Source organism: Pseudomonas sp. OF001 (genome assembly GCF_904426495.1).
GTDB lineage: Bacteria > Pseudomonadota > Gammaproteobacteria > Pseudomonadales > Pseudomonadaceae > Geopseudomonas.
Genome location: NZ_CAJGBM010000045.1, coordinates 100941 through 124248, shown reverse-complemented (window position 1 = coordinate 124248; position 23308 = coordinate 100941). Strand labels below are relative to the sequence as shown.

At 69.6% G+C, this 23308-nt stretch carries 20 protein-coding genes and 1 pseudogene; 14 read left to right on the top strand and 7 right to left on the bottom strand.

Going from position 1 to position 23308, the window contains the following annotated elements:
* Positions 1-16: 16 nt before the first annotated feature.
* The 10 genes and pseudogenes from RA210_RS18330 (at position 17) to RA210_RS18290 (ending at position 10715) form a co-directional block, all read left to right on the top strand.
* Positions 17-1726, top strand: a complete 1710-nt coding sequence (locus RA210_RS18330) for a methyl-accepting chemotaxis protein (protein ID WP_201487574.1) — start codon at positions 17-19, stop codon at positions 1724-1726.
* Positions 1727-1829: 103 nt separating this feature from the next.
* On the top strand, positions 1830-2219 hold the full coding sequence (cheY, locus tag RA210_RS18325; RefSeq protein WP_201487573.1) for a chemotaxis response regulator CheY: 390 nt from the start codon (positions 1830-1832) through the stop codon (positions 2217-2219).
* Positions 2220-2240: 21 nt separating this feature from the next.
* The gene (gene cheZ, locus RA210_RS18320) at positions 2241-2924 is read left to right on the top strand and encodes a protein phosphatase CheZ (protein ID WP_201487572.1); all 684 of its coding nucleotides are present in this window, start codon (positions 2241-2243) and stop codon (positions 2922-2924) included.
* Positions 2925-2963: 39 nt separating this feature from the next.
* A pseudogene (locus RA210_RS22265) lies at positions 2964-3599 on the top strand (methyl-accepting chemotaxis protein); the annotation flags it as partial.
* Between the two features lie 24 nt (positions 3600-3623).
* Positions 3624-4013 carry a CZB domain-containing protein gene (locus tag RA210_RS22260; RefSeq protein WP_236574805.1) on the top strand — a complete coding sequence of 130 codons (390 nt, stop codon included), beginning with the start codon at positions 3624-3626 and terminating at the stop codon, positions 4011-4013.
* 174 nt (positions 4014-4187) lie between these two features.
* Entirely contained in the window at positions 4188-5354 is a 1167-nt protein-coding gene (flhB, locus tag RA210_RS18310) for a flagellar biosynthesis protein FlhB (protein ID WP_136491552.1), read from the top strand.
* Positions 5355-5404: 50 nt separating this feature from the next.
* Complete coding sequence (gene flhA, locus RA210_RS18305; protein ID WP_442963408.1) at positions 5405-7435, top strand: flagellar biosynthesis protein FlhA; 2031 nt, start codon at positions 5405-5407, stop codon at positions 7433-7435.
* Positions 7436-9808 (top strand): flagellar biosynthesis protein FlhF, encoded by a 2373-nt coding sequence (flhF, locus tag RA210_RS18300; RefSeq protein WP_201487569.1) that lies wholly within the window; start codon positions 7436-7438, stop codon positions 9806-9808. It abuts the gene before it with no gap.
* The gene (locus RA210_RS18295; RefSeq protein ID WP_201487568.1) at positions 9805-10329 is read left to right on the top strand and encodes a hypothetical protein; all 525 of its coding nucleotides are present in this window, start codon (positions 9805-9807) and stop codon (positions 10327-10329) included. Before flhF ends, RA210_RS18295 begins: the two co-directional genes overlap by 4 nt.
* Positions 10323-10715, top strand: a complete 393-nt coding sequence (locus tag RA210_RS18290; RefSeq protein ID WP_201487567.1) for a flagellar protein FlhE — start codon at positions 10323-10325, stop codon at positions 10713-10715. The genes RA210_RS18295 and RA210_RS18290 overlap by 7 nt, the downstream gene beginning before the upstream one ends.
* Positions 10716-10728: 13 nt before the next feature.
* Here the strand turns inward: RA210_RS18290 and RA210_RS18285 are convergent, their stop codons facing one another.
* On the bottom strand, positions 10729-12417 hold the full coding sequence (locus RA210_RS18285; protein ID WP_201487566.1) for a methyl-accepting chemotaxis protein: 1689 nt from the start codon (positions 12415-12417) through the stop codon (positions 10729-10731).
* A 271-nt stretch (positions 12418-12688) separates the two neighbouring features.
* Here RA210_RS18285 and RA210_RS18280 point away from each other — a divergent pair, with 271 nt between their 5' ends.
* Positions 12689-13384, top strand: coding sequence for an RNA polymerase sigma factor FliA (locus tag RA210_RS18280; protein WP_201487565.1), 696 nt, complete (start codon positions 12689-12691; stop codon positions 13382-13384).
* A gap of 13 nt (positions 13385-13397) precedes the next feature.
* Here the strand turns inward: RA210_RS18280 and RA210_RS18275 are convergent, their stop codons facing one another.
* From RA210_RS18275 to RA210_RS18265, 3 genes are all read right to left on the bottom strand, one after another.
* Complete coding sequence (locus tag RA210_RS18275) at positions 13398-14510, bottom strand: GGDEF domain-containing protein (protein WP_201487564.1); 1113 nt, start codon at positions 14508-14510, stop codon at positions 13398-13400.
* Positions 14511-14616: 106 nt separating this feature from the next.
* Positions 14617-16728 carry a putative bifunctional diguanylate cyclase/phosphodiesterase gene (locus RA210_RS18270; RefSeq protein ID WP_201487563.1) on the bottom strand — a complete coding sequence of 704 codons (2112 nt, stop codon included), beginning with the start codon at positions 16726-16728 and terminating at the stop codon, positions 14617-14619.
* A gap of 10 nt (positions 16729-16738) precedes the next feature.
* Positions 16739-17185 (bottom strand): Hpt domain-containing protein, encoded by a 447-nt coding sequence (locus tag RA210_RS18265; protein WP_201487562.1) that lies wholly within the window; start codon positions 17183-17185, stop codon positions 16739-16741.
* Between the two features lie 300 nt (positions 17186-17485).
* Here RA210_RS18265 and RA210_RS18260 point away from each other — a divergent pair, with 300 nt between their 5' ends.
* The 3 genes from RA210_RS18260 to RA210_RS18250 are packed head-to-tail and all read left to right on the top strand — an operon-like array spanning position 17486 to position 22190.
* A complete protein-coding gene (locus tag RA210_RS18260; protein WP_201487561.1) occupies positions 17486-19174 on the top strand; it encodes a PilZ domain-containing protein in 1689 nt (562 codons plus the stop codon).
* The gene (locus tag RA210_RS18255) at positions 19171-21171 is read left to right on the top strand and encodes a PAS domain-containing hybrid sensor histidine kinase/response regulator (RefSeq protein WP_201487560.1); all 2001 of its coding nucleotides are present in this window, start codon (positions 19171-19173) and stop codon (positions 21169-21171) included. The genes RA210_RS18260 and RA210_RS18255 overlap by 4 nt, the downstream gene beginning before the upstream one ends.
* Positions 21168-22190: a response regulator gene (locus RA210_RS18250; protein ID WP_201487559.1), complete on the top strand. Its 1023-nt coding sequence runs from the start codon at positions 21168-21170 to the stop codon at positions 22188-22190. The genes RA210_RS18255 and RA210_RS18250 overlap by 4 nt, the downstream gene beginning before the upstream one ends.
* Here the strand turns inward: RA210_RS18250 and RA210_RS18245 are convergent.
* The 3 genes from RA210_RS18245 to RA210_RS18235 all read right to left on the bottom strand — a co-directional run bounded on the left by RA210_RS18245 (position 22171) and on the right by RA210_RS18235 (position 23269).
* Positions 22171-22680 carry a hypothetical protein gene (locus RA210_RS18245; protein ID WP_136490530.1) on the bottom strand — a complete coding sequence of 170 codons (510 nt, stop codon included), beginning with the start codon at positions 22678-22680 and terminating at the stop codon, positions 22171-22173. The genes RA210_RS18250 and RA210_RS18245 overlap by 20 nt on opposite strands.
* Positions 22681-22808: 128 nt before the next feature.
* Positions 22809-23069, bottom strand: coding sequence for a hypothetical protein (locus RA210_RS18240; RefSeq protein ID WP_201487558.1), 261 nt, complete (start codon positions 23067-23069; stop codon positions 22809-22811).
* Positions 23066-23269 carry a hypothetical protein gene (locus tag RA210_RS18235; protein ID WP_201487557.1) on the bottom strand — a complete coding sequence of 68 codons (204 nt, stop codon included), beginning with the start codon at positions 23267-23269 and terminating at the stop codon, positions 23066-23068. Before RA210_RS18235 ends, RA210_RS18240 begins: the two co-directional genes overlap by 4 nt.
* Positions 23270-23308 lie beyond the last annotated feature (39 nt).

The following is a 23308-nucleotide window of genomic DNA, read 5'->3' as shown; positions in this document are numbered from 1 at the left end:
ATAAGGTGCATCTGCCATGGGGAAATTGATCGGTCGCCTGAGTATCAAGAGCGCTCTCACCGCCACACTGGTGCTCTTCGCCGTACTTCTGTTCGTAATGGGCGCGCTGGGCTACCTCGGGGGTGAGAAAGGGCTGAGCTCCGTGCTGGAGATCGATCGGGTGGCGGTGCGTCAGGTCGACCTGGTCAACCAGGCGAATATCGAGCGCCTGAAGATAATCGTCAACGCCGATGCCTACCGCGAGGCCCTGCGGGGCAATCGCTTCACCAGCGAAGGCGATAAGGGCGTCAAGCTGCAGTCCATGCGTGTCAGTTCGGGCAGTGCGCGTGAAATGTACGAGGCTTACCGCGAGGTGCCCGAGGGGATGCCGGAGAAGCCGCTGGTCGACGCGCTGGCAGCCGCTTTCGCGCCGTTGCTGGATGTCCTCGATCAGCAGATCCAGGCGCTCGAGGCTGGCGATCTCGACGCCTATGCCAAGCTCGGCGAGCAGCAGCTGCCCTTGGTCAGCGCGTACGAAGATGCCTTGCGGCTCTATCTCAACCACAGTGCCGAGAAGATGGACCGCCTGCTCGCGGACTACCAGAGCATGCACCGGTTGTTCAGCATGATCGCGCTGGTCCTGCTCGGCGTCGCCCTGGCAACCCTGGCCGCCGTGCGCTTCGGTCTGCAGCGGGTGATCGTCCAGCCGCTGGCCGAGGCCGTAGACCATCTGCAGCGTCTGGCCAAGGCGGACCTGTCGCGGCCGATCAAGGTCACCTCGACGAACGAGGTGGGCCAGCTGCTGGCCGCCATGCGCGAGATGCAGGACAGCCTGTCGCGGATCGTCGCCAGCGTGCGCGACGGCAGCGGCTCCATCCTGGTCGGTGCCCAGCAGATCGCCGGCGGCAACGCCGACCTGTCCTCGCGCACCGAGCAGCAGGCCGCTTCGCTGGAGGAAACCGCCGCGAGCATGGAGCAGCTGACCGCCACGGTGAAGCAGAACGCCGACAATGCCCGTCAAGCCAGCAGCCTGGCCAGCGATGCCTCGAGTGCCGCCGGCGAGGGGCGCGAAGTGGTCGGCCGGGTGGTCTCGACCATGCAGGAAATCAACGAAAGCTCGCGGCAGATCTCCAACATCATCGGCGTGATCGACTCCATCGCCTTCCAGACCAACATCCTCGCACTGAACGCCTCGGTGGAGGCGGCGCGCGCCGGCGAGCAGGGCCGCGGCTTTGCCGTGGTGGCCGGCGAGGTGCGCAACCTGGCGGGGCGCTGCGCCGACGCCGCGCGCGAGATCAAGGCGCTCATCGAAGACTCCTCGCGCCGCGTGCGCGACGGTTCGGCGCTGGTCGACCAGGCTGGCAAGACCATCGGCGATGTGGTCAATGCGGTACGCCGCGTCACCGACATCATCGACGAGATTTCCGCTGCCTCCCAGGAGCAGAGCGCGGGCATTGCCCAGATCAACACCGCCATCTCGCAGATGGACGAGGTGACCCAGCAGAACGCCGCGCTGGTGCAGGAGGCGTCCGCCGCCTCCGAGTCGCTGGCGGACCAGGCGCACGCGCTGGAGCGCGCGGTGGAAGTGTTCCGCCTGTCCGGCGAGCGGTCTCGCCAGGCGGCCGTTACGCGCGGCAGGGGTGCCGAGCCGCGCGACCTGCCGGGCCGGCAGGCGGCCCCGATCGCGGCCGAGCCCTCGCGCAAGCGCGCCGTGGCGAGCGCCGAGGAGCAATGGGAGTCGTTCTGAGTCGGAATGCCCGCTAACCGGGCGACAAAGAGGGCGTCAAGCGCCCGCAGTGGCAGCTCTCGGCTGCCGATCATTCACCAGCCATGAGATCGAGAGGATACAAATGGCCGACAAGAACATGAGCATGCTGGTAGTGGACGATTTCCCGACCATGCGCCGGATCGTGCGCAGTCTGCTCAAGGAGCTGGGCTTCAACAATGTGGAAGAAGCCGAGGACGGCCAGGATGCCCTCAACAAGCTGCGCTCGGGCAAGTTCGAGTTCGTGGTTTCCGACTGGAACATGCCCAACCTCGATGGTCTGGACATGCTCAAGCAGATCCGCGCCGACGAAAGCCTCAAGCACCTGCCGGTGCTGATGGTCACCGCCGAGGCGAAGAAGGAAAACATCATCGCGGCCGCCCAGGCCGGTGCCAACGGCTATGTGGTCAAGCCGTTCACCGCCGCGATCCTTGAAGAGAAGCTCAACAAGATTTTCGAGAAACTGGGCAAATAACCGGCCCGGAGGAGACGGCTCATGAGCGTTGATGAACAGCACGCAGCTGGCAACTGGGACGTGGCGCCCGATGACCTGATCCAGCGCATCGGTCAACTGACCCGCATGCTGCGCGACAGCATGCGCGAGCTGGGCCTGGACAAGGAGATCGAGAAGGCCGCCGAGGCGATTCCCGATGCCCGCGATCGCCTGACCTACGTGGCGTCGATGACCGAGCAGGCCGCCGAGCGGGCGCTCAATGCCATCGATCGCGCGCAGCCGCTGCAGGATGAGCTGGCCAAGGGCGCCGGCGCCCTGGAGCAGCGCTGGGATGCCTGGTTCGCCAATCCGGTCGAACTGGAAGAGGCCCGCGAGCTGGTCAGGGACACCCGTGCCTACCTGGCCGACGTGCCGCGCCAGACCCAGGCGACCCAGCGTGAACTGATGGAGATCCTCATGGCGCAGGATTTCCAGGATCTCACCGGACAGGTCATCAAGAAGATGAACGAGGTGATCCGCGAGATCGAGCACCAGTTGATCCAGGTGCTGATCGAGAGTGTGCCGGACGGCAGCGAGGCGATCATCCTCAAGCGCCTGGCCGAGAGCGAATGGGAGCCGGAAAAGAAGAAGAACCTGCTCAATGGTCCGCAGATCAAGCCGACCGCTGGCGATGCGGTGGTCAACCAGGATCAGGTCGACGACCTGCTCGACCAGCTGGGCTTCTGACAACTTCGATAGCGCGCAGGCGACTGCAGGGATACGGTGATGATATTCGCCAGCCGGAAACAGGCCGCCGAGCGTGAAGCGGCGGAGCAACAGGCCAGGAAACTGCTGGACGAGCTGCAGCAGCTGGAGCAGCAGCTGCAGGCCGCCGATCAGGCCAAGGATGGCCTGAGCCATGTGTATGCCAGCCACCTGAGGGGCAACGGCATGCTCGAGGTGGTGCGCCAGAGCATCGCCGAGCGCGCCGAGGCCCTGGTCGAGGAGCGCAGGGAGCTGGAGCTGCTGGACGACGTTTTCAGCGATGCGCGCACTGCGGTCGGCGCCCTGGACAGCCGTTCCCGGCGCATCAGCGAACATGCCGACAGCAGTGCCCGCAGCGCCGAGGTGCTCGACCAGGCGGCCGGAGGCATCAAGGGGCTGGTGGAGAACATCCAGAAGATCACCGACCAGACCAATCTGCTGGCGCTCAATGCCGCCATCGAGGCGGCGCGGGCCGGCGAGGCCGGACGCGGCTTCGCCGTGGTGGCGGGCGAGGTGCGCCAGCTGGCGCAGCGCGCCGCCGTGGCCAGCGCGCAGATCGACGAGCTGGTGCAGGAGATCGTCGGCGAGATCGCCAGCATCCGCGCCGCCGTGCTGCTGACCCAGGACAGCGCCACCGAAGTGTCCGCCTCCTCGGTGCAGATCAACGAGGTTGTCGGCACGATGATCGAGCGTTCCGAGCATCTGCAGGGCATCATCCGCCAGACCACCACCACGTCCTTCCTCAATGCCACCAAGCTCGACCATGCGGTGTGGAAGAACCAGGTCTACCGGCACATCCACAATGCCGAGTTCGCTGCCCACCTGACCTGCCATAGCGAATGCCGCCTGGGCAAATGGTACTTCCAGGGCTATGGCGCCAGGCACTACGCCCAGCTGCACAGCTTCCAGGCGCTCGATGCGCCGCACCGCGAAGTGCACGAGGCCGGGCTGCGGGCCCTGCAGGCCGGCCAGGCGGGCGACACGGTGGCGATGCGCGAGGCGCTGGAGCGGATGGAGGATGCCAGCATGCAGGTGGTCGACTGCATCGACCAGCTGATGCGCCAGCTGTAGCGGCCAGGCGCCGCCCGGCCGCACCGGGGCCCGCCAGGGCATCCGGTGCCTGCCTGCGCCTGCCGCGCCGGATAAGCCGGGAAATTTCCGCTCTGTTTCGCCGATTGCCGCGGCACCCGCGGCCGCACAATGTCCCTTTGCCCGTATTGAGTCGCCGCAGGCGCGCACAAGGCCATGGCTGACGACAGCGATCAGGACGACAAGACAGAAGCGGCGACACCCCGGCGCCTGGAGAAGGCGCGCGAAGAGGGGCAGGTCGCCCGTTCCCGCGAACTGAGCACCTTCCTGCTGCTGGCCGGCGGGGTGGGTGGCCTGTGGGCGATGGGCAGCACGCTGTACGCCCAGCTCGGCCTGGTGGTGGAGCAGTCGTTCCTGTTCGAGCGCAGCGTCGCCTTCGACCCGGCGGTGATGGTCGCCCACTTCTGGAGCCTGGCCCAGCGCAGCCTGCTGGCGCTGCTGCCGCTGCTGATTCTGCTGCTGCTGATCGCCCTGGTGGCGCCGATGCTGCTCGGCGGCTGGCTGCTGTCGGCCAAGTCGCTGGCCCCGCAGTTCTCCCGCCTCAACCCGCTCAAGGGCCTCAAGCGGCTGTTCTCCACCCACGCCCTGGCCGAGCTGGGCAAGGCGATCGCCAAGTCGCTGCTGGTCGGCGTGGTGGCGGTGCAGTTCATCTCCAGCCATGTCGGCGAGATGATGGCGCTGATGACCCAGCCGCTGCCGCAGGCGCTGGCCAATGCGCTGCAGCTGGCGGCCTGGGCCTGCGCGGTGATCGTGGCGACCCTGATCGTGGTGATCGGCATCGACGTGCCCTACCAGCTGTGGAGCCATGCGAAGAAGCTGCGCATGAGCAAGGAAGACCTGCGTCAGGAGCACAAGGAGTCGGAAGGCGACCCGCACGTCAAGGGCCGCATCCGCGCCCAGCAGCAGGCGGTGGCGCGGCGCAGGATGATGAGCAAGGTGCCGACCGCCGACGTGATCGTCACCAACCCGACCCACTATGCGGTGGCCCTGGCCTACCAGGAGGGCAGCATGGGCGCGCCCAGGGTGGTGGCCAAGGGCACCGAACTGGTCGCCGCGCGCATCCGCGAACTGGGCGCCGAGCACGGCGTGCCGCTGCTCGAGGCGCCGCCGCTGGCGCGCGCGCTGTACCGCCACGTGGATCTCGACAAGGAGATCCCCGCCGAACTCTACACCGCGGTGGCCGAGGTCCTGGCCTGGGCCTACCGCCTCAAGCGCGTGCGCGAGGAGGGCGGCGAAATGCCCCAGGCCCCGCACGACCTGCCGGTACCGGCCGAGCTGGCCGACCCGCCGCCGCGCGCCGCCAATGACGAGGAATCCCGATGAATGCACTGAGCGCCATGCTGGGGCGCGCCGGCCTGTCCGGCAAGGCCGACATGAAGCTGTTCGCCGGCCCGCTGCTGATCATCCTCATCCTGTCGATGATGATCCTGCCGCTGCCGCCGTTCGCCCTCGACCTGTTCTTCACCTTCAACATCGCCCTGTCGATCATGGTGCTGCTGGTCAGCATGTTCACCCAGAAGCCGCTGGACTTCGCCGCCTTCCCGGCGATCCTGCTGTTCACCACGCTGCTGCGCCTGTCGCTCAACGTCGCCTCGACCCGGGTGGTGCTGATGCACGGCCACGAGGGCGGCGACGCGGCGGGCAAGGTGATCGAGGCGTTCGGCCACTTCCTGGTCGGCGGCAACTTCGCCGTGGGCCTGGCGGTGTTCCTGATCCTGGTGATCATCAACTTCATGGTCATCACCAAGGGCGCCGGGCGCATCGCCGAGGTCGGCGCGCGCTTCACCCTCGACTCGATGCCCGGCAAGCAGATGGCCATCGACGCCGACCTCAACGCCGGCCTGATCGGCGAGGAGGAGGCGCGCCAGCGCCGCCGCGAGGTGTCCCAGGAAGCCGACTTCTACGGCTCGATGGATGGTGCCAGCAAGTTTGTCCGCGGCGACGCCGTGGCCGGCCTGGTGATCATGGCGGTCAACGTCATCGGCGGCCTGCTGATCGGTATGCTGCAGCACGACCTGCCGTTCGCCCAGGCGGCGGAAACCTACACCCTGTTGACCATCGGCGACGGCCTGGTGGCGCAGATCCCGGCGCTGGTGATCTCCACCGCCGCCGGCGTGACCGTATCGCGGGTCAACACCGACCAGGACGTCGGTCAGCAGATGCTCGGCCAGCTGTTCGCCAATCCCAAGGTGCTGTGGCTGGCTGCCGGGGTGATGGGCCTGCTCGGCCTGGTGCCGGGCATGCCCAACCTGGTGTTCCTGCTGTTCACCGCGCTGCTCGGCGGTCTGGCCTGGTGGCTGGGCCGTCGCGAGGAGGAACAGCAGCTGGAGAAGGTGATGAACCCCGAGCTGCCGCCGCCCGCCGAGACCCCGGAAGCCAGCTGGGACGACGTGCAGCTGGTCGACACCCTGGGCCTCGAGGTCGGCCACCGGCTGATCCCGCTGGTCGACCACCGTCAGCAGGGCGAGCTGCTCGGCCGCATCAAGGGCGTGCGCAAGAAGTTCGCCCAGGAGGTCGGTTTCCTGCCGCCGGTGGTGCACATCCGCGACAACCTGGAGCTGGGCCCGAATACCTACGTGATTCGCCTCAAGGGCGTGGAGATCGGCCGCGCCGAGCTGCAGCCCGGCAAGTGGCTGGCCATCGATCCCGGCCAGGTCTCCGGCAAGCTGGAAGGCCAGGCCACCACCGACCCGGCCTTCGGGCTGCCGGCGGTGTGGATCGACCTGTCCCAGCGCGAGCTGGCGCAGGTCTACGGCTACACCGTGGTCGACGCCAGCACCGTGGCCGCCACCCATCTCAACCACCTGCTGCATCGCCACGCCAGCGACCTGCTCGGCCGCCAGGAAGTCCAGCTGCTGCTCGACCGCCTCGGCGAGGACAACAAGGCGCTGGTCGAGGAGGTGGTGCCCAAGGCGCTCAGCCTCACCACCCTGCAGCGCATCCTGCAGAGCCTGCTGGAAGAGGAGGTGTCGATCCGCGACCTGCGCACCATCCTCGACACCCTCGCCGAACATGCCGGCGCGCAGGGCGACGCCCAGGATCTGGTCGCCGTGGTGCGCGTGGCCCTCGGTCGGGCGATCACCCAGCAGTGCTTCGGGGGCCAGGGCGAGCTGCGCGTGATCGGCCTCGACGCCGGCCTCGAGCAGGTGCTGGCCCAGGCCCTGAACAACGGCGGCGCGCTGGAGCCGGGCCTGGCCGGCAACCTGATGCAGCTGGCCGAGAACGCCCTCAACCGCCAGGAAGCCAACGGCGACGCGCCGGTGCTGGTGGTCCAGCACCGCCTGCGCGCGCTGCTGGCGCGCTTCCTGCGCCGCCGCCTGCGCCACCTGGTGGTGATGTCGCTGGCCGAGATTCCCGATGACCGCATGCTGCGCGTGACCAGCCTGATCGGAGGCAACAATTAAATGAGTGTCAGACGTTTTGTCGGTGCCAACAGCCGCGAGGCGATGCGCCAGGTGCGCGCAGCCCTCGGCGAGGATGCCCTGATCCTGTCCAACCGCACCACCGCCGAGGGCGTGGAGATCCTCGCCATGGCCGACGACGAGCACCAGCGCCTGGTGCCCGAGCCGGGCGCCGCCGCGCCGGGCGCCGCCGCGCCGCGTCCGGCGCCGGCCGTCCAGCCGCCGGCCGTGGCGCCGGCGCCAGCCCCGCAGGCCGTGGTCGTCGAGGCGCGCCAGCCGGCACCGAGCTTCGCCGCCCAGCGCGCCGCCGCCTACCAGCGCACCCAGCAGGACAGCGCTGCGCCTGCGCCGAGCGCGCCGCCCGCCGCCGCGCTGGACTTCGCCGCGCTCGGTGCGCGCCTGCTCGACGAGATGGCCGACATGCGCGCGCTGCTCGATCGCCGCACGGCGCCGGTCGCAGCGCCCGACAGCACCGCCGGGCGCCTGCGTCAGCGCCTGCTGCTGGCCGGCTTCGGCGCCCAGCTGGGCGACGAGATCCTCGCCGCGCTGCCCGCCGAACTCAACGACTGCGGCGCCGACGCCCCGGCCGTGCGCGCCTGGCTGGAGCGCCAGCTGGCCGCGCGCCTGCCGGTGCCGGCCGACGAGAACGACCTGCTCGACACGGGCGGCGTGCTGGCGCTGGTCGGCCCCACCGGGGTCGGCAAGACCACCACCACCGCCAAGCTGGCGGCGCGCTACGTGATGCGCCACGGCAGCGGCCAGGTCGCCCTGCTCAGCACCGACAGCTACCGGATCGGCGCCCACGAGCAGCTGCGCATCTACGGCCGCCTGCTCGGCGTCGAGGTCCAGGCGCTGCCCGCCGAGGCGGCGCTGGACGCGGTGCTGGCGCAACTGGCCGACAAGCGCCTGGTGATCATCGACACCATCGGCATGAGCCAGCGCGACCAGCGCCTGATCGGCCAGATCGCCCAGCTCGGCGGCGCCGGCCATGCGGTGCGCCTGATGCTGCTGCTCAATGCCGCCAGCCACGGCGACACCCTCGAGGAGGTGGTTTCCACCTACCAGCGCGCCGCCTGCGCGGCCGGTTCGCGCCTCGACGACTGCATCGTCACCAAGAGCGACGAGGCCGCGCGCCTCGGGCCGGTGCTGGACATCCTGATCCGCCACAACCTGCGCCTGCACTACCTGTCCTGCGGCCAGCAGGTGCCCGAGGACCTGCACCCGGCCGAGGCCGTGGCGCTGGTCCGCCAGGCGCTGGCGGCCAGCCAGGATTCGCCGTTCGTGGCGCCGACCACCCCGGCGGCGGCGCCCGCGCAGCGTCTGGAAGCGCTGTCGCGCGGCCTGCTCGGCCATGGCCGGGCGATGGCCGCGGCGCTCGACGGCCTGCGCCGCGAGGTGGAGGGCTTCGGCCTGCTCGAAGCGGCCTGGCAGCTCGCCGCGCTGCCGCGCAGCCTGCAGGGCGAGCGCCTCGCCGAGCTGCTCGCCGCCTGCCCGGTGGCGGACGCCGGCCTGCTGCTGTGGGGCCGCGCCGGCGCGCTGCCCGGGCAGACCTGGCAGATGCCGCTGCTGACCTTCTCTGCAGCCGGTCGCCTGCAGGCCCGCCCGTGGCTGGCCCACCAGTTGCCGGCCGGCGCCAGCGCACGCCTGGAGTGGGCCGCGCAGCAGTGGCCGCAGGCCGACCACCTGCTGGCCGGCGCCCCCGACGGCGTCACCCTGCGCGCCCTGGCCGCGCAGGGCAGCACCTGGCTGGCCGCCGCCAAGGGCAACAGCCGGGTCGACTATCTGGGCGAGCGCTATGCCCTGCAGACCCTGGCCGAGATCGCCATGCCGCAGGCCGGCCTGAGCTGCCGCCATCGCGGCCACGCCATGCAGCTCGACCTGGCGCTGCTCGACGTCGGCCTCGACGCCGGCCGCGAGCGTGGCCAGCACAGCGGCGCCTGGCCGCTGCAGGCCTGGTTCGGTCAGCTGCATGATCCCGACGGCGCGCGTCCGCCGCTGCAGCGCTTCTGGCTGGCCAGCAGCGCCCAACCCGGCGAGCAGGGCCTGCGGCAACAGCAGCAGCAGCTGCTGCTGCGCCAGCTGCAGTGCGACGACCTGCCGAGCCTGACCGGCCGCGCCTGGCTCAGCCTGGACAGCCTGTCCGGCAGCCTGCAGGCCGAGCTGCGCCTGTTCCTCGCCGCCGGCCTGGCCGCCACGGCCAGCCACCTGGAGCAGGCCGAGGGCGACTGGGCGATGGACGTGCGCGCCCAGCTGCTCAGCCTCACCGGCGGCCGCCGCCAGCGCAGCACCCAGCAGCAGCTGGATGCCCTGCTGCACCTGCTGGCCGCGCGTGACACGCTGCGCCAGGTGGCCGGCAGCGCCGGCGTGCACGGATGACGGCAGGGGACCAGGCCGCCGGCCTGCGCCGCTGGGCCGAGCAGTTCGGCCGCGCCGAGGCGCCGTCCACCGCGGCTCCCGCGCCCGCGCCGCAGGCGCCACCACGGCCCGAGGCCGAGCCGGCCACCCTGCTGGTGATCGGTCTGCCCGGTCCGCGCAGTGCACAGGGTCGCCGCGTGCTGGAGTGCCTGACGCGCTGGCAGGTCAACGGCCACCGCTGGGTCGGCGATCCGGCGCGCTGGAAGGTGGTGGCGCTGGAGGCGGACAGTCCGCATCTCGACGTGCTGGCCAGCCAGCAGCCGCGCTGGGCACTGTGGGTCGAGGACGACGCCGACGGCTTCCGGCGCTCCTTTCGCACCCTGCGGCGCCTGCGCGAACAGGGCGGGCCGCAGCGCCTGCTGGTCCTGCATGGCGGCATCGCCAGCCACGCCGGCCTGCTGCGCAACCTGCAGCAGGCTGCGGCGGCCTATCTCGACATGCAATTGCTGCTGCTGCCCGAGCAGGCGGGGGATGCGTGCTGAGGCGCGCCCTGGCGTTCGCCCTGCTGTTCGGGGCGGGCCTGGCGAGCGCCGATGGCGCTCCCGGCAGCTGGCAGGGCAGGGCGCCGGCCCTGCTGGTGGCGCGCAGCGACCAGCGGGTCTGTTCGCAGCCGATGCCGCCGCCGGCCCTGGCGGCCGGGCGGCGCCTGGCCAGCCTGGGCTGGCAGTTCGGCGTGGCGGCCGGCGCGCCGCTGCGCGCCTGGCTGTGTCACCCGCAGCAGTGCCTGGCGCTGCCCGGCAGCCGCGGCCGCAGCCGCACCCTGAGCGGACTCGACGCCGGCCAGCCGCTGCAGCTGTGCTTCCGTCTCGACGAGGGTGCCCGGCCGCAGCGGGTCAGCGACCTGCAGTTGCTGGTGGAGTACCGCTGAGCCCGGCGTCGGCTCAGAAGGCTTCCCAGGCCTCCTCGGCTTCCACCGCACGCTGGCGTTGCGGCCGCGGCGGATTGCCGCCGGCCGCCGGCGCCCTGGCGGGCGTGGCGGCATCCGGCTGCAGGCGTTCGCGCTGGCCGATCTGCAGGATGGAGATCGCCTGCGCCAGCCCGCGCACCTGCTCGTTGAGGTCGTGCGACACATGCCGGGCGTGCTGGACCATGCCGGCGTTCTTCTGGGTCACGCCGTCGAGCTGGACGATGGCCTGACCGATCTGGGCAATCCCCGCGCTCTGCTCGGCCGAGGCGCTGGAAATCTCCGCCATGATGTCGCTGACCCGGGTCACCGACTCGATGACCTCGTCGATCGCCTGCTCGCTGGCCCTGACCAGGCCGACGCCATCGTCGATCTCCTGGCTCGAATTGGCGATCAGCTCATGGATCTCCTTGGCCGCCGCGGCCGTGCGGCCGGCCAGCAGACGCACCTCGCTGGCCACCACGGCGAAGCCGCGGCCCTGCTCGCCGGCTCGCGCCGCCTCCACCGAGGCGTTCAGGGCGAGGATGTTGGTCTGGAAGGCGATGGCGTCGATCAGCGCGATGATCTCGCTCATCTGCCGCGAAGTGGCGGCGATCGACTCCATCTTGCTGACCATCCGGTGCATCACCTCGCCGCTCTCGCGCACCGAGCCGGAGGCCTGCTCGGCGAGCTGGTTGGCGTGGCGGGCGTTGCCGGCGTTCTGCTCCACGGTGGCGGTGATCTGCTCCATGCTCGCCGCGGTCTCCTGCAGCGAGGCGGCCTGCTCCTCGGTGCGCGCAGCCAGGGCGTGGTTGCTCTGGGCGATGTTCGCCGCGTCCTCGGCGACGCTGTGCATGCTGCGGTTCACGTCGAGGGCGATGCTCGACAGGCTCTTGCGCATGATGTCCATCAGCGGCCCCAGCTGGGCCAGCTCGCCGCGGCCGAGATCGGGCAGGCAGGCGCTGAGGTTGCCGGCGGCGATCTGCGAGTTGAAGCGCTTGGCTGCCTCCAGCGGCGCCAGGCTGGCGCGCACCGTGCGCCGGCCGAGCAGGCAGGGCAGTGCGGTGCCGCCGGCGAGCAGCGCCAGGTCGAGGCCCGGCACGGGGACATCCGTCATGCCGCTGCTCCGCCCCAGCCAGTAGCAGGCCGGCAGCAGCACGGCTACCAGAGCGCTGGTCGCCGCGCTGCCGAAGCCCAGGGAGGCCGGATTGATCCGCCCGAGCAGACCGGCCAGGCCGCTGCGGCGCAGCTCGCCGTCGACCAGCCGGTAGCCGTGTGCGCAGCCGCTGGCGAGCGCCTCGTACACGCGGTTGGCCAGGGCGATGGCCTGCGGCTCGGCGCGGGTGCGCACCGAGGCATAGCCGACCAGCTGGCCTGCCTCGAAATAGGGGGTGACGTGCGCCTGTACCCAGTAGAACTCGCCGTTCTTGCGGCGGTTCTTCACCAGCCCGTTCCAGGCGCGGCCGGCCTTGACCGTCGACCACAGGTTGTCGAATGCCTCGCGTGGCATGTCCGGGTGCCTGACGATGTTGTGCGGGGCGCCATGCAGCTCGTCCCAGGCAAACCCGCTGACTTCGATGAACGCCGGGTTGGCGTAGGTGATCTTGCCGGTCAGATCGGTCCTCGAAATCAGGAAGTCGTCCGGGCTGAGGGTGTATTCGCGGGAGCTGGAAGTGCGGATGTTCATGTACTCGATCACGGTGGCTGACACAGCCCGATTATGTGACGTGCGTCACATTGCTGGCGCTGACGCCGGTCAATTTTCTGTCGCCGGCAAATCGTGGAATAGTCGCGCTGGAGATCGACTATTCCGCGATTGGCCCGGCCCGCGCTGCGGTAACAATGGAACGTGGATTGTCGGAGCCGCTCGTGGGGAGCGCCGGCACGTCATCGGCAGTCGTCCGCCGCGCGGTGCGGACCACCGGCCGAATCGCTCGGACTGGCGCAGAGGCAGACGGATGTACAACGCACAAGGCAAGATCAGGCAGCGTGACCTCTTCGACGAGCATCTGCCGCTGGTGCGCCGGCAGGCGCTCAGCCTGCAGGTGCGCCTGCCGGCCAGCGTCGAGCTGGACGACCTGATCCAGGCCGGGATGATCGGTCTGCTCGATGCGGTGAATCGCTTCGATGCCGGCCAGGGCGCCAGCTTTGCCACCTTCGCCAGCCAGCGCATCCGCGGTGCGATGCTCGACGAGCTGCGCAGCCGCGACTGGGTGCCGCGCAGCGTGCGGCGCAATACGCGGCTGCTCGACGAGACCATTCGCCGCCTCGAGCAGCAGCTCGGTCGCCCGCCCGAGGATCGCGAGATCGCCGCCGCCCTCGATGTCAGTCTCGAGGAGTTCCATCACCTGCTGATGGACGCCAACGGCAGTCAGCTGGTCGCTCTCGACGAGCTGCCGGAGGAGGAGGGCGACAGCCTCTCGGCGGGAGCGCATGCCACGCCCCTGGCCGAACTGCTCGAGGGGCGCCGCCGCGCGGATCTGGTCAAGGCCATCGAGCGCCTGCCCGAGCGGGAGAAGCTGCTGCTCACCCTTTATTACCAGGAAGACCTCAACCTCAAGGAAATCGGCGCGGTGCTCGGTGTCAGCGAGTCGCGGGTCTGCCAGCTGCACAGCCAGGCCGTGGCCCGCCTGAGGGCCGCGCTGGCGGCCTGAGGTGCGGTACGGCTCAGCCGCGGGGCGTCGGGCTGGCTGCGCCGGCCGTCAGCGCATCGCCGAGCAGGATGCCGCCGCCGCTGCGCTTGGCCGCATACATCAGCTGATCGGCCCGGTGGATCAGCTCCAGGGCGTCCAGCCAGTGCTCCGGGCCGTTCTGCACGATGCCGATGCTCAGGTGGGGCGCATGGGCGCTGTCTGCCAGCCGTCGCAGCAGCCGCTCGGCGAAGCGGCTGGCGCCCTGCACGGTGCAGTCGGGCAGCACCACGCAGAATTCGTCGCCACCGTAACGGCAGCAGATGTCGTAGGTGCGGCTTTCCTCGAGCAGGATCGTGCCGATGGTGCACAGGACCGCATCGCCGGCCAGGTGGCCGGCACTGTCGTTGATCTGCTTGAAGTTGTCGACGTCGAAGTACAGCAGCGACAGCGGCTTGCCCGCGCGCTGCGCGCGTGGCAGCTCGTTGCCCAGGCTCTCCATGAGGAACCGCTGGTTGTACAGGCCGGTCAGCGAGTCCTGGCGGGACAGTTCCTCCAGCTCGCGGGTGCGCTCGGCGATCTGCTCCTCCAGCGACAGCGCGTGGCGAATGGCCTCGTTCCTGGCTGCCTCGACCTCGGCCAGCAGGCTGTGGATGTAGGTGTCGAAGACCAGGCCGGTGTCGAAGTGGAACAGCTTGTCCAGCGCCTGGCGGGTGGCCTCGCGCAGGGGGCCGGCGCCCAGGTGGGTGTCGAGGACCTCGAGCAGCAGATGCTTGAGCAGGTGCATCGCCGCCAGGAAGTGCTTGGGTTCGATCGCCAGGCGCTTGTGGATCATGCCGATGTGCAGGCGGTCGTTGACGTACGCCGCGCCGTAGTCGCCGGAGAACAGGTCGCTGACGTAGCGGCTCAGTTCGCCGCGCAGGCGCCTGAGGGTGTCGGCATCGCCGATGATCTCGGCGACCTCCGCGATCTCGGTCTGCAGGCTGAAGAAGCGCCCCACCAGCTCGTCGGTCCGCGCGGCGATGCAGGGCCGGCAGGCGGCCAGCAGTTCGGCGTCCCTGGCGGTGAAGCCGAACAGTTCCTTGCGCCGGGCGATTTCCAGGTCATTGATGTGCATCCGCTGCGCCGGGCTGTAGTGCGTCGGATTCATGCGCTTACCTCGGCTGACAAGGATCGGGTGCGAGCAGGCGGCTTCCCATGCCGGGGGCCGCGCCGGCAATCGGCCGGCCTGGGGACGGATTGGGCGGCGGGCTGTTTCATGGGGCGGCCCTGCCGAGCGGCGGATGCGCGGGCGCAGCCTGCTCCCGGTCCGTCAGGCGTTCGAGGTAGAAGCGTTGCAGTTCCTCGGCGGGCATCGGCTTGCCGACCAGATAGCCCTGGATCTGGCTGATGCCGATGGCATCCAGGTAGTCCTGCTGGCGCTGGGTTTCGATGCCCTCGGCGATGGTGGTCAGGCCCATGCTCTGCGCCATGACGGTGACCGCGCGGACGATCGCCCGGTCGCTGGGCGACTCGACGATGTCCTTGATGAAGGCGCGGTCGACCTTGATCGCGTCCAGCGGAAAGCGCAGCAGATACTCCAGCGAGGAGTAGCCGATGCCGAAGTCGTCGATGGCGATCTGGAAGCCGCGCTCGCGCCACTGGCGCAGCTGCTCGACGGTAGCCTGCGGATCCTGCATGGCGGTGCTCTCGGTGATCTCCAGCTTGAGGTCGCGAGGACGGATGCCGGCCTCGTCCACGCACTGTTCGAGGATGGCCGACAGGTTGCTGTCCTGGAACTGGCGCGGCGACAGGTTGATGCTCATCTGCAGGCGGATGCCGGCGTCCTGCCAGCGGCGCAGCTGCCGGCAGGCGGTGCGCAGGATCCACTCGCCCAGCAGGTTGATCAGCCCCAGCTCCTCGAGTATCGGGATGAAGCGCGGGGGCGCCACCGGGCCGAGCTCGGGATGAGTCCAGCGCACCAGTGCTTCGACACCGACGATGCGGTTGTCGTTCAGGCGCAGTTGCGGCTGGTAGACCAGATGGAACTGCGCGAAGTGGTCCTCCAGGGCCGCGCGCAGGGCGAACTCCAGCTTCAGCTCGACGGCCTTGTTGGCGCTCACCGGTCTGGCGATGGCCAGCGGCTTGCCCTGCAGGCGGGCGTGCTGGCGGGCATCCTGGGCGGCCTGGATCATTTCCTCGGCGCTGCCGGCATGTTCGGGGAACAGGGCGATGCCGGCGGTCATCGAGACGAACAGGGTTTCCTCGCCGATGGTGATCGGCTGGCCGGTGCGCTTGAGGACCGCCTCGGTCTTGAGGCGCACCCGGTTCAGGTCGTTGTGCTGCACGAGCAGGGCGAACTCGTCGCCGTCCAGCCGGGCGATGCTGGTTTCCAGTGGCAGCACCTGGCGCAGGCTGTTGGCTATGCGCGCCAGCAGTTGGTCGCCGGCCTGAATCCCCAGGGCGTCGTTGATGCGGCTCAGGCGATTGATGTCGAACAGCACCATGGTCACGCCATGGCCCTGCTGGCGGGCGCGCTCGATGGCGGCCTCGAGCTGGCGCAGGAACAGCTTGCGGTTGGGCAGGCCGGTGAGGCTGTCGTGCAGGGCCAGGTGCTGGACCAGCTGTTCGGTCTCGCGTACCTGGGTGAGATCCTGGAAGGCACCCTCGAACAGCTCGGGGCTTCCTGGGGAGGGGTGGTGCGCAGCTACCAGGTGCACCACTCGCACCGAGTTCTCCGGGGCCAGCAGGCGGATCTCCTGGTCGAGCCGTCCGCGCGCATCCCGGGCCACCTCCAGCGCCAGGGCCAGGCGCTTGCGGTCATCCGGGTGAGTGCAGGCGAGCAGGGCCTGGCGGTTGCCGAGCTGCCCGCCGTCCAGCCCGGTCAGCTCGGTCAGGTCCGCCGACCACTCCAGGCTGTCGTCCTCGGCATCCCAGGCCCAGAAGCCCATGCGGGCGATCTTCTGCGCATGTTCCTGGCGCAGACGGGTGCGCAGCAGCTCGCGATTGGTGCGACGGGCGCGCAGTGCGTGGCGTATCCGGGCGATCAGCAGCGGCCAGCTGATCGGCTTGCTGATGAAGTCGCTGGCGCCGGCCTCGAAGGCGTGCTCGACATCGACGCCCGCGTCCGCGGCGGTGAGCATGATGATCGGCGTGCCCTGTTCCGCTTCGAGCTGGCGCAGGGCGCGGCAGGCGGCGAAGCCGTCGAGCCGCGGCATCATCACGTCCATCAGGACCAGGTCGGGTTTTTCCCGCTGGAACGCTTCGACGCCCTCCTGTCCGTCGGCGGCCTCCAGGGTGCGGAAGCCCTGGCGGCCGAGGATCGACTGGATCAGTCGCCGTGTCATGCTGTCGTCGTCGACGATGAGGATGGTTTCCAGCGTAGTCATGCGTTGCGCGTCACTCCGTGTCGAGGGAAGAAGGGCGAGCGGGCTCTCCCGCTGCTGGCAGGGGCTGCGCCAGGTAGCGCTCGGCCAGTGCCGAGCGCGTGGCGGCAGCCAACGCCGCGAGGGAAGGAGCGTCGGCGGCCGGGATCGCCTGGCGCTGACGCGCCTGCCACTCGATCCGCCGCGCCAGGTCCGTCAGCGCCAGGGCGCCCATGCTGCCGGCGCTGCCCTTGAGGTTGTGCGCCTGGTGGCGGATCGACTCATGATCGCCGCTGCGCAGGCTGAGCAGCAGGGTGTCGACCATGCCGGGCAGCTTGCCGCAGAACAGGGCGACCACCTCCTGCAGTTCCTCGCCCAGGATCGCGTCGAGGGTGTCGAGCAGGCTGTCGTCCAGCAGCGGCTGGTCGTCGGGCAGCGCACGGAGCGTGTGGCTGATGCTGGCGAGGGGGGTGTCTTTCATTCAACGTCGGCCTGGCGAGCTGGCTGATGCAGCCTGATATGTGACCTTCTTCACATATTATCGGTCGTTCGCAAGCGAACTTGAACCACCTGCGAAGCGCCGCCGCCGAGCAGATCCCCTGCAGGTGCCTGGGAGGGCTCCGGGAAGAGTCGTCGTTTCCATCCGCGCGGGAATCCCGGCTCCTGCCGTCGCGGCAGCGAGGGCAAGGGCCTTTCCGCGAAGTCCCTAAAGAAATCCTGCCGGTGGGCCGATACAGAGCGGTTGGGAAGTATTGCGCCGTTGACCAGTAGAGGCCTTGTGATGGAAGAGCAAATCGACACGCCCACCCGGATCGAACACCCCGGTGAGTGTCTGTCCCTGCTTGAAGGGCTCTGTCAGCCGGGTGGCGCCGCACTGCTGTTCGCGGCCCAGCCGGGACAGCCGCATCCGGTGGTGCTGATGGAGCTGGATCCGGAGGAAGGGCTGGTGATCGACATCAGCGCCACTCCGGAGCTGGCCGGGCGGATCGAGCGCAACGACCCCTTCCATCTGTGCGGCCAGGTCGACGGCGCCATGCTGCGCACCCCCAGCCTGAACGTGCTGGGGCGGTGCGAGGCAGCGGGGCGCGTGCAGTTCCTGTGCGCCTATCCGCAGTGGCTGGACCTGCTGCACCGGCGCAGTTCCTATCGTGCCGAACTGCACAGCGACATGCTGGTGGTGGTCGAGCTGCACCTTCATGGCGGCGAGCAGGTCCTGCGCGGCCGCCTGGTCAACCTGTCGCTGGGCGGCTGCCTGGTCGAGTTGCCGGCCAGGGAGGCGGTGCGCCTCGAGGGGCCGCAGGTGCTCGACCGGCTGGTGCTCGGCTTTCCCGGTGGCCAGCGTCTCGAAGTGCCCGCGCGGGTCTGTCACATGCACGGCGAGCTGGACTGGCAGAGCATGCGTTTCGGCTGCCAGTTCCTCGGCATCAGCGGCGACCAGGAACGGCGCCTGTGGTTGTACGTGCGCGAGATCGAGCGGGAGAAGGCCCGCGCCAGCCATAACGGCAACCGGGCCCTGCAGCCCTCGGCCCTGTTCATCCAGCGCGCGCCGCTGACGCAGGCGCTGCCGGCAGGCGGCAACCCGCTGCCAGGCAGCAGCATCGGCCGACGCCTGGGGCGGGTGGCGGCCTATCTGGACACCCAGCTGATCAAGCTGCGCCACGGTGCGGCGGTCGACTCCAGGCAGCTGTCGCGCCACAGCGATCTGCTGCTCGAGCTGCTGGCGACCGACCGCGATTCCCTGCTGTTCGCCGTGCTGCACCAGCCCGGCGAGCCGCTGCTGGTGCAGCACGGCATCGCCCTGGCGGTGCGCATGGCGGACATGGCCCAGGCGCGCAACCTGCCGCGTCAGGCGACCAAGGCGATCGTCGCCGCCGCCCTGGTACATGACCTGGGCAAGGCGCTGCTGCCGGTCGAACTGCGCCTGGCCAGGCATCTGGATGCCGGCCAGCGCCTGGCCTTCGGCAGCCATGTGGGCCTGCTGCGCGAGCGTCTGGACAGTTGCAAGTGGCTGGCCGGACCGGTGCTGGATGCCGTGGTGGGAGCGATCAACGAGCGCCTCGATGGCAGCGGCTACCCGCAGGCGGCTCCGGCCGAGCGTCTGGGCGAGCTGGCGCGCATGGCCACGGTGATCGATGTGGTCGACGCCATGAGCCGTCCGCGTGCCGATCGCCCGCCCCAGCCGATCGACGCCATCTACCGTCACCTGCTCGCCAGCACCGGCCAGTTCGATCCGCAGTGGAGCCAGCGCTACATCCGCCATTTCGGGCTGATCCCGGTCGGCAGCCTGGTGCGCTTCGGCAGCGGCCAGCTGGCCTGGGTGCGCCGCCTGGATCGCGAGGGGCAGGTGGGCCAGGTGCAGCTGACGGCCAGCCCGGCGCTCGATCCGCGGGGCAGCGGGCCGCTGCTCAGTGATGCCGAGCTGAGCGGGCTGGGGCCGATCGAGAGTATCGTGCTGCCAGAGCTCGCATGATGGCCGGTGCCTGGCCGGGCGACCCACTGATTCTCATGGTGCTGGGCATCCTGGCGCTGGGGGCTCTGGCCGTGTTGCTGGACGGGTTGCGTATCGGGCGTCGGAACCTGGAGGGGCGCGACATGGAGGGCGCGTTCGCCGCCCCGGCTCATGCCAGCGACCCGGTCAGCCAGATGGCGGCCATCCACCGGGTCATGGCGGTGATCGAGTTCGACCTGCAGGGCCGCATACTCACCGCCAACCAGAACTTTCTCGATCTGTTCGGCTGCCGCCTGGAGGAGATCCGCGGGCAGCCGCACAGCATCTTCTGTCCGCCGGGAGTGGCGCACAGCCAGGACTATCAGGAGCTGTGGGAGCGCCTGCGGCGTGGCGAGCACGAAACCGGCGAATACCGCCGGCTGGCCCTCGACGGTCGCGAGCTGTGGGTCCAGGCCTCCTACCACCCGATCTTTCCGCCCGCTGGCGGGCCGGGCAAGGTGGTCAAGTTCGCCAGCGACATCAGCTTCCACCGCGAGATGGAGGCGGAGCTGCTCGAAGCCAAGGAGCGCGCCGAGCGGGCGGCGGCCGCCAGGAGCGCCTTCCTGGCCAACATGAGCCACGAGATCCGCACGCCGATGAACGCCATCATCGGCTTCACCGAGCTGCTGCTCGGCAGCCGGCTGGACGACACGCAGCGCCGGCACCTGCAGACCGTGCAGCACTCGGCCCGCTCCCTGCTGGCCCTGCTCAACGACATCCTCGATACCGCCAAGCTCGAACGCGGGGTGGTCGAGCTGGAGGCGGTCGACTTCTCGCTGCGCGAGCTGGTCGAGCGGATCTGCGCCCTGCTGCGCCCCAATGCGACGGCCAAGGGCCTGACGCTGTCGCTGCACTACGCGGCGGAGCTGGGCGAGGGCTTTCGCGGCGATCCGCTGCGCATCCAGCAGGTGCTGCTGAACCTGCTCGGCAACGCGATCAAGTTCACCCCGCAGGGCGAGGTGAGCCTGCATGTGCAGGCCGAGGGCGAGCAGGTGTGCCTGGCCGTGCGCGATACCGGCATCGGCATCGCGGCCGACCGCCTGCAGAAGATCTTCGAGCCGTTCGCCCAGGCTGACGCCTCGATGAGTCGCCGCTTCGGCGGCACCGGCCTGGGCACCACCATCGCCCGCCAGCTGGTGGAGCTGATGGGCGGCCGCATCGAGGTGCACAGCCGGCCCGGTGAGGGCAGCACCTTCCGCATCACCCTGCCGCTGCCCGCCGTGCAGGCGCTGCCGCGCCAGGCGGTGCCGAGCCTGCCGCACCTGCCGCCACTGCACATCCTGGTGGTCGACGACGTGGAGCAGAACGTCGAGCTGCTGGCGCTCGGCCTGGGCCGCCTCGGCCATCGCATCGGCACCGCCCGCGACGGCGCGCAGGCCCTGGCGGCGCTGGCCAGTGGGCGCTTCGACCTGGTGCTGATGGACGTGCAGATGCCCGGCGTCGACGGCCTTGCCGCCAGCCGCCAGTGGCGCGCCCACGAGCAGGCCCATGGCCTGCCGCGAACCCCGCTGATCGCGCTGACCGCCAGCGTGCTGGAGAGCGACCGCCTGGCCGCCCGCGAGGCGGGCATGGACGGTTTCGCCGCCAAGCCGGTGGAGCTGGATCGGCTGCTGGACGAGATCGTCCGCGTCACCGGGATTGCCCCCGCCCAGGCCGGCGTGGAGCCGGGCACTGCGTCCATGGCCGTTGCCGCCTGTCCGCTGGCAGACAGCTGCCGGGCGACGGCCTGCACGTCTGCCAGTTGTCCGCTGGTCGAGGTGCCGGTGCTGCTCGAGCGTCTGACGCGCGTCTGGCGCCGCGGCGAACTGGACGACCTGGCGTGGCGCCAGCTGCTCGCCAGGCTCGACCCGCAGGGGAACTCGGCCAGCCTGGCCGCCCTGGTGGGTGCAGTAGACGAATTCGAATTCGACCGGGCCCTGCAGCTGCTGGAAGTGCTGCGGAGCCGGCTGGAGACATTGCCCGAGGGCCAGCCAGCATGACCACCGACATCGCCGAACGACGCCAGAAACTCCTCCTCGTCGATGACGAGCCGAGCAACCTGCAGGTCCTGCGCCATATCCTGCAGGACAGCTATCGCCTGCTGTTCGCCCGCGACGGCGACAAGGCCATCGAACTGGCCGGCCGCGAACAGCCCGACCTGATCCTGCTCGACGTGATGATGCCGGGCATGACCGGCTACCAGGTGTGCCGGGCGCTCAAGCGCGATCCGGCGACCCGCGCGATCCCGGTGATCTTCGTCACCGCCCTGACCGATACCGACGACGAGGCCGAGGGCTTCGAGGCCGGCGCGGTGGACTACATCACCAAGCCGGTCAGCCCGCTGATCGTCAAGGCGCGGATCCGCACCCACCTGTCACTGGTACGCGTCGACGAGCTGCGCGAGACCCGCCTGCAGATCGTCCAGCGCCTGGGCATGGCCGCCGAGTACAAGGACAACGAGACCGGCCTGCACGTGATCCGCATGAGCCACTACTCGCGCCTGCTGGCGCTGGCCGCCGGCCTCGGCGAGGACGAGGCCGAGGACCTGCTGCACGCCGCGCCGATGCACGATGTCGGCAAGATCGGCATCCCCGACGCCATCCTGCGCAAGCCCGGCAAGCTGGATGCGGACGAGTGGAGCGTGATGCGCGAGCACTCGCGCATCGGCGCGAAGATCATCGGCGAACACCCCGGTGGGCTGCTCAGGATGGCGCACAACATCGCCCTCTGCCATCACGAGAAGTGGGACGGCAGCGGCTACCCCCATGGCCTGCGCGGCGAGGCGATTCCGCTGGAAGCGCGTATCGTGGCGATCGCCGACGTGTTCGACGCGCTGACCAGCGAGCGTCCGTACAAGAAGGCGTGGAGCGTGGAGGAGGCGGTGGCGCTGATCCGCAGCGAGGCGGGCCGTCACTTCGAGCCGCGGCTGGTGGAGCTGTTCATCGACCGCTGCCTGCCGCAGGTGCTGGAGGTCAGGGAGCTGTGGAAGGAGCGCGAGGTCAGCTGCGCATCAGCCTGAGCATCTCCGCCTCGGCCTTCCACAGCTTGTCGTACAACGTGGCGGCGGCCTTGCTGGCGGCCGGCGGCACTTCGCTGGTGATCTTGAAGCGATGCTCGCGGGTCAGGCCGATGGCTTCGCCGAGCAGCGCCATCACCTCCAGCGGCAGCACCGCGCCATGGCGGGCCAGGTATTCGCCGAGCGCGGTGTCGATCTTGGCGAAGTCGTAGGCGATCTCGTTGCATGCCGCCTCCCACGCCATGCCGGGGAAATGGAAGGTCGGCAGGAACTGGCGCAGCAGCGCCACCAGCGCCGAGGTGGCCTCGAGTTCCTTGTCCAGCAGCAGCGCCGCCTTGCGCGCCTGCAGTTCCAGCCCGCGGTCCTGTTCGCGGCGTACCCGCTCGGCCCATCGGCGACCGATCCAGCCGGCGAGCAGCAGGGTCAGCAGGCTGCCGGCGACGATGGCGGCGAAAAGGACGATGGCGATTTCCGTGGTGGCGCGCAGTTCCATGATGGGGCTCGAAACAGGGGAAGGGAGCGGTACGTGCAGGCGAATTCCTGCGGTGTCAAAAAGTTATCGTCAGAGAGGTGACGAACTTTAGGGCATTGTTCGGGAATGTGGCAGGTCCTTGAGATCGCTCACTGGTACGGCCCAATCGACAGTTTCTGCTGGGCTGGTGCGGCGGGCAGTGCATGTGCCTGACGCTGCAGAAGAGCCTTGGCCTGCAGTTCGTGCAAGGCCAGGTAGTCGTCTTTCAGCTGGGCCTGCAGGCCGTAGTCCTCGAAGCGCTGCAGCAGGTGGGCGATATCGGCGAGCAGTCGGTCGAGTTCGTCGATCACTCGCTGCTGGTCGGCGGCGCTCAGCTCGGCCGGTGTGGCGACCGCTGCCGGGGTGTTCACGCGAAAGTGTTGATCTGCGTGCCTAGAGCGCCCTCGGTGGCCAGCTCGACAGCCGGCTTGGTCGATTGCAGCAGCTGCTGCACCGAGGCGGCTTCGGCCTGCACGGCCTTCTTGAAAAGCAGTGCCTGCTTTTCCTGTTCGCCTTGCACCTGTTGCATCTGCAGGGCGCTGTTGACGGTGGCGTTGACGGAAATATCCATGGCTGGGGCTCCTTGCGGTGCAGTTCAGAAAGAAAAAGG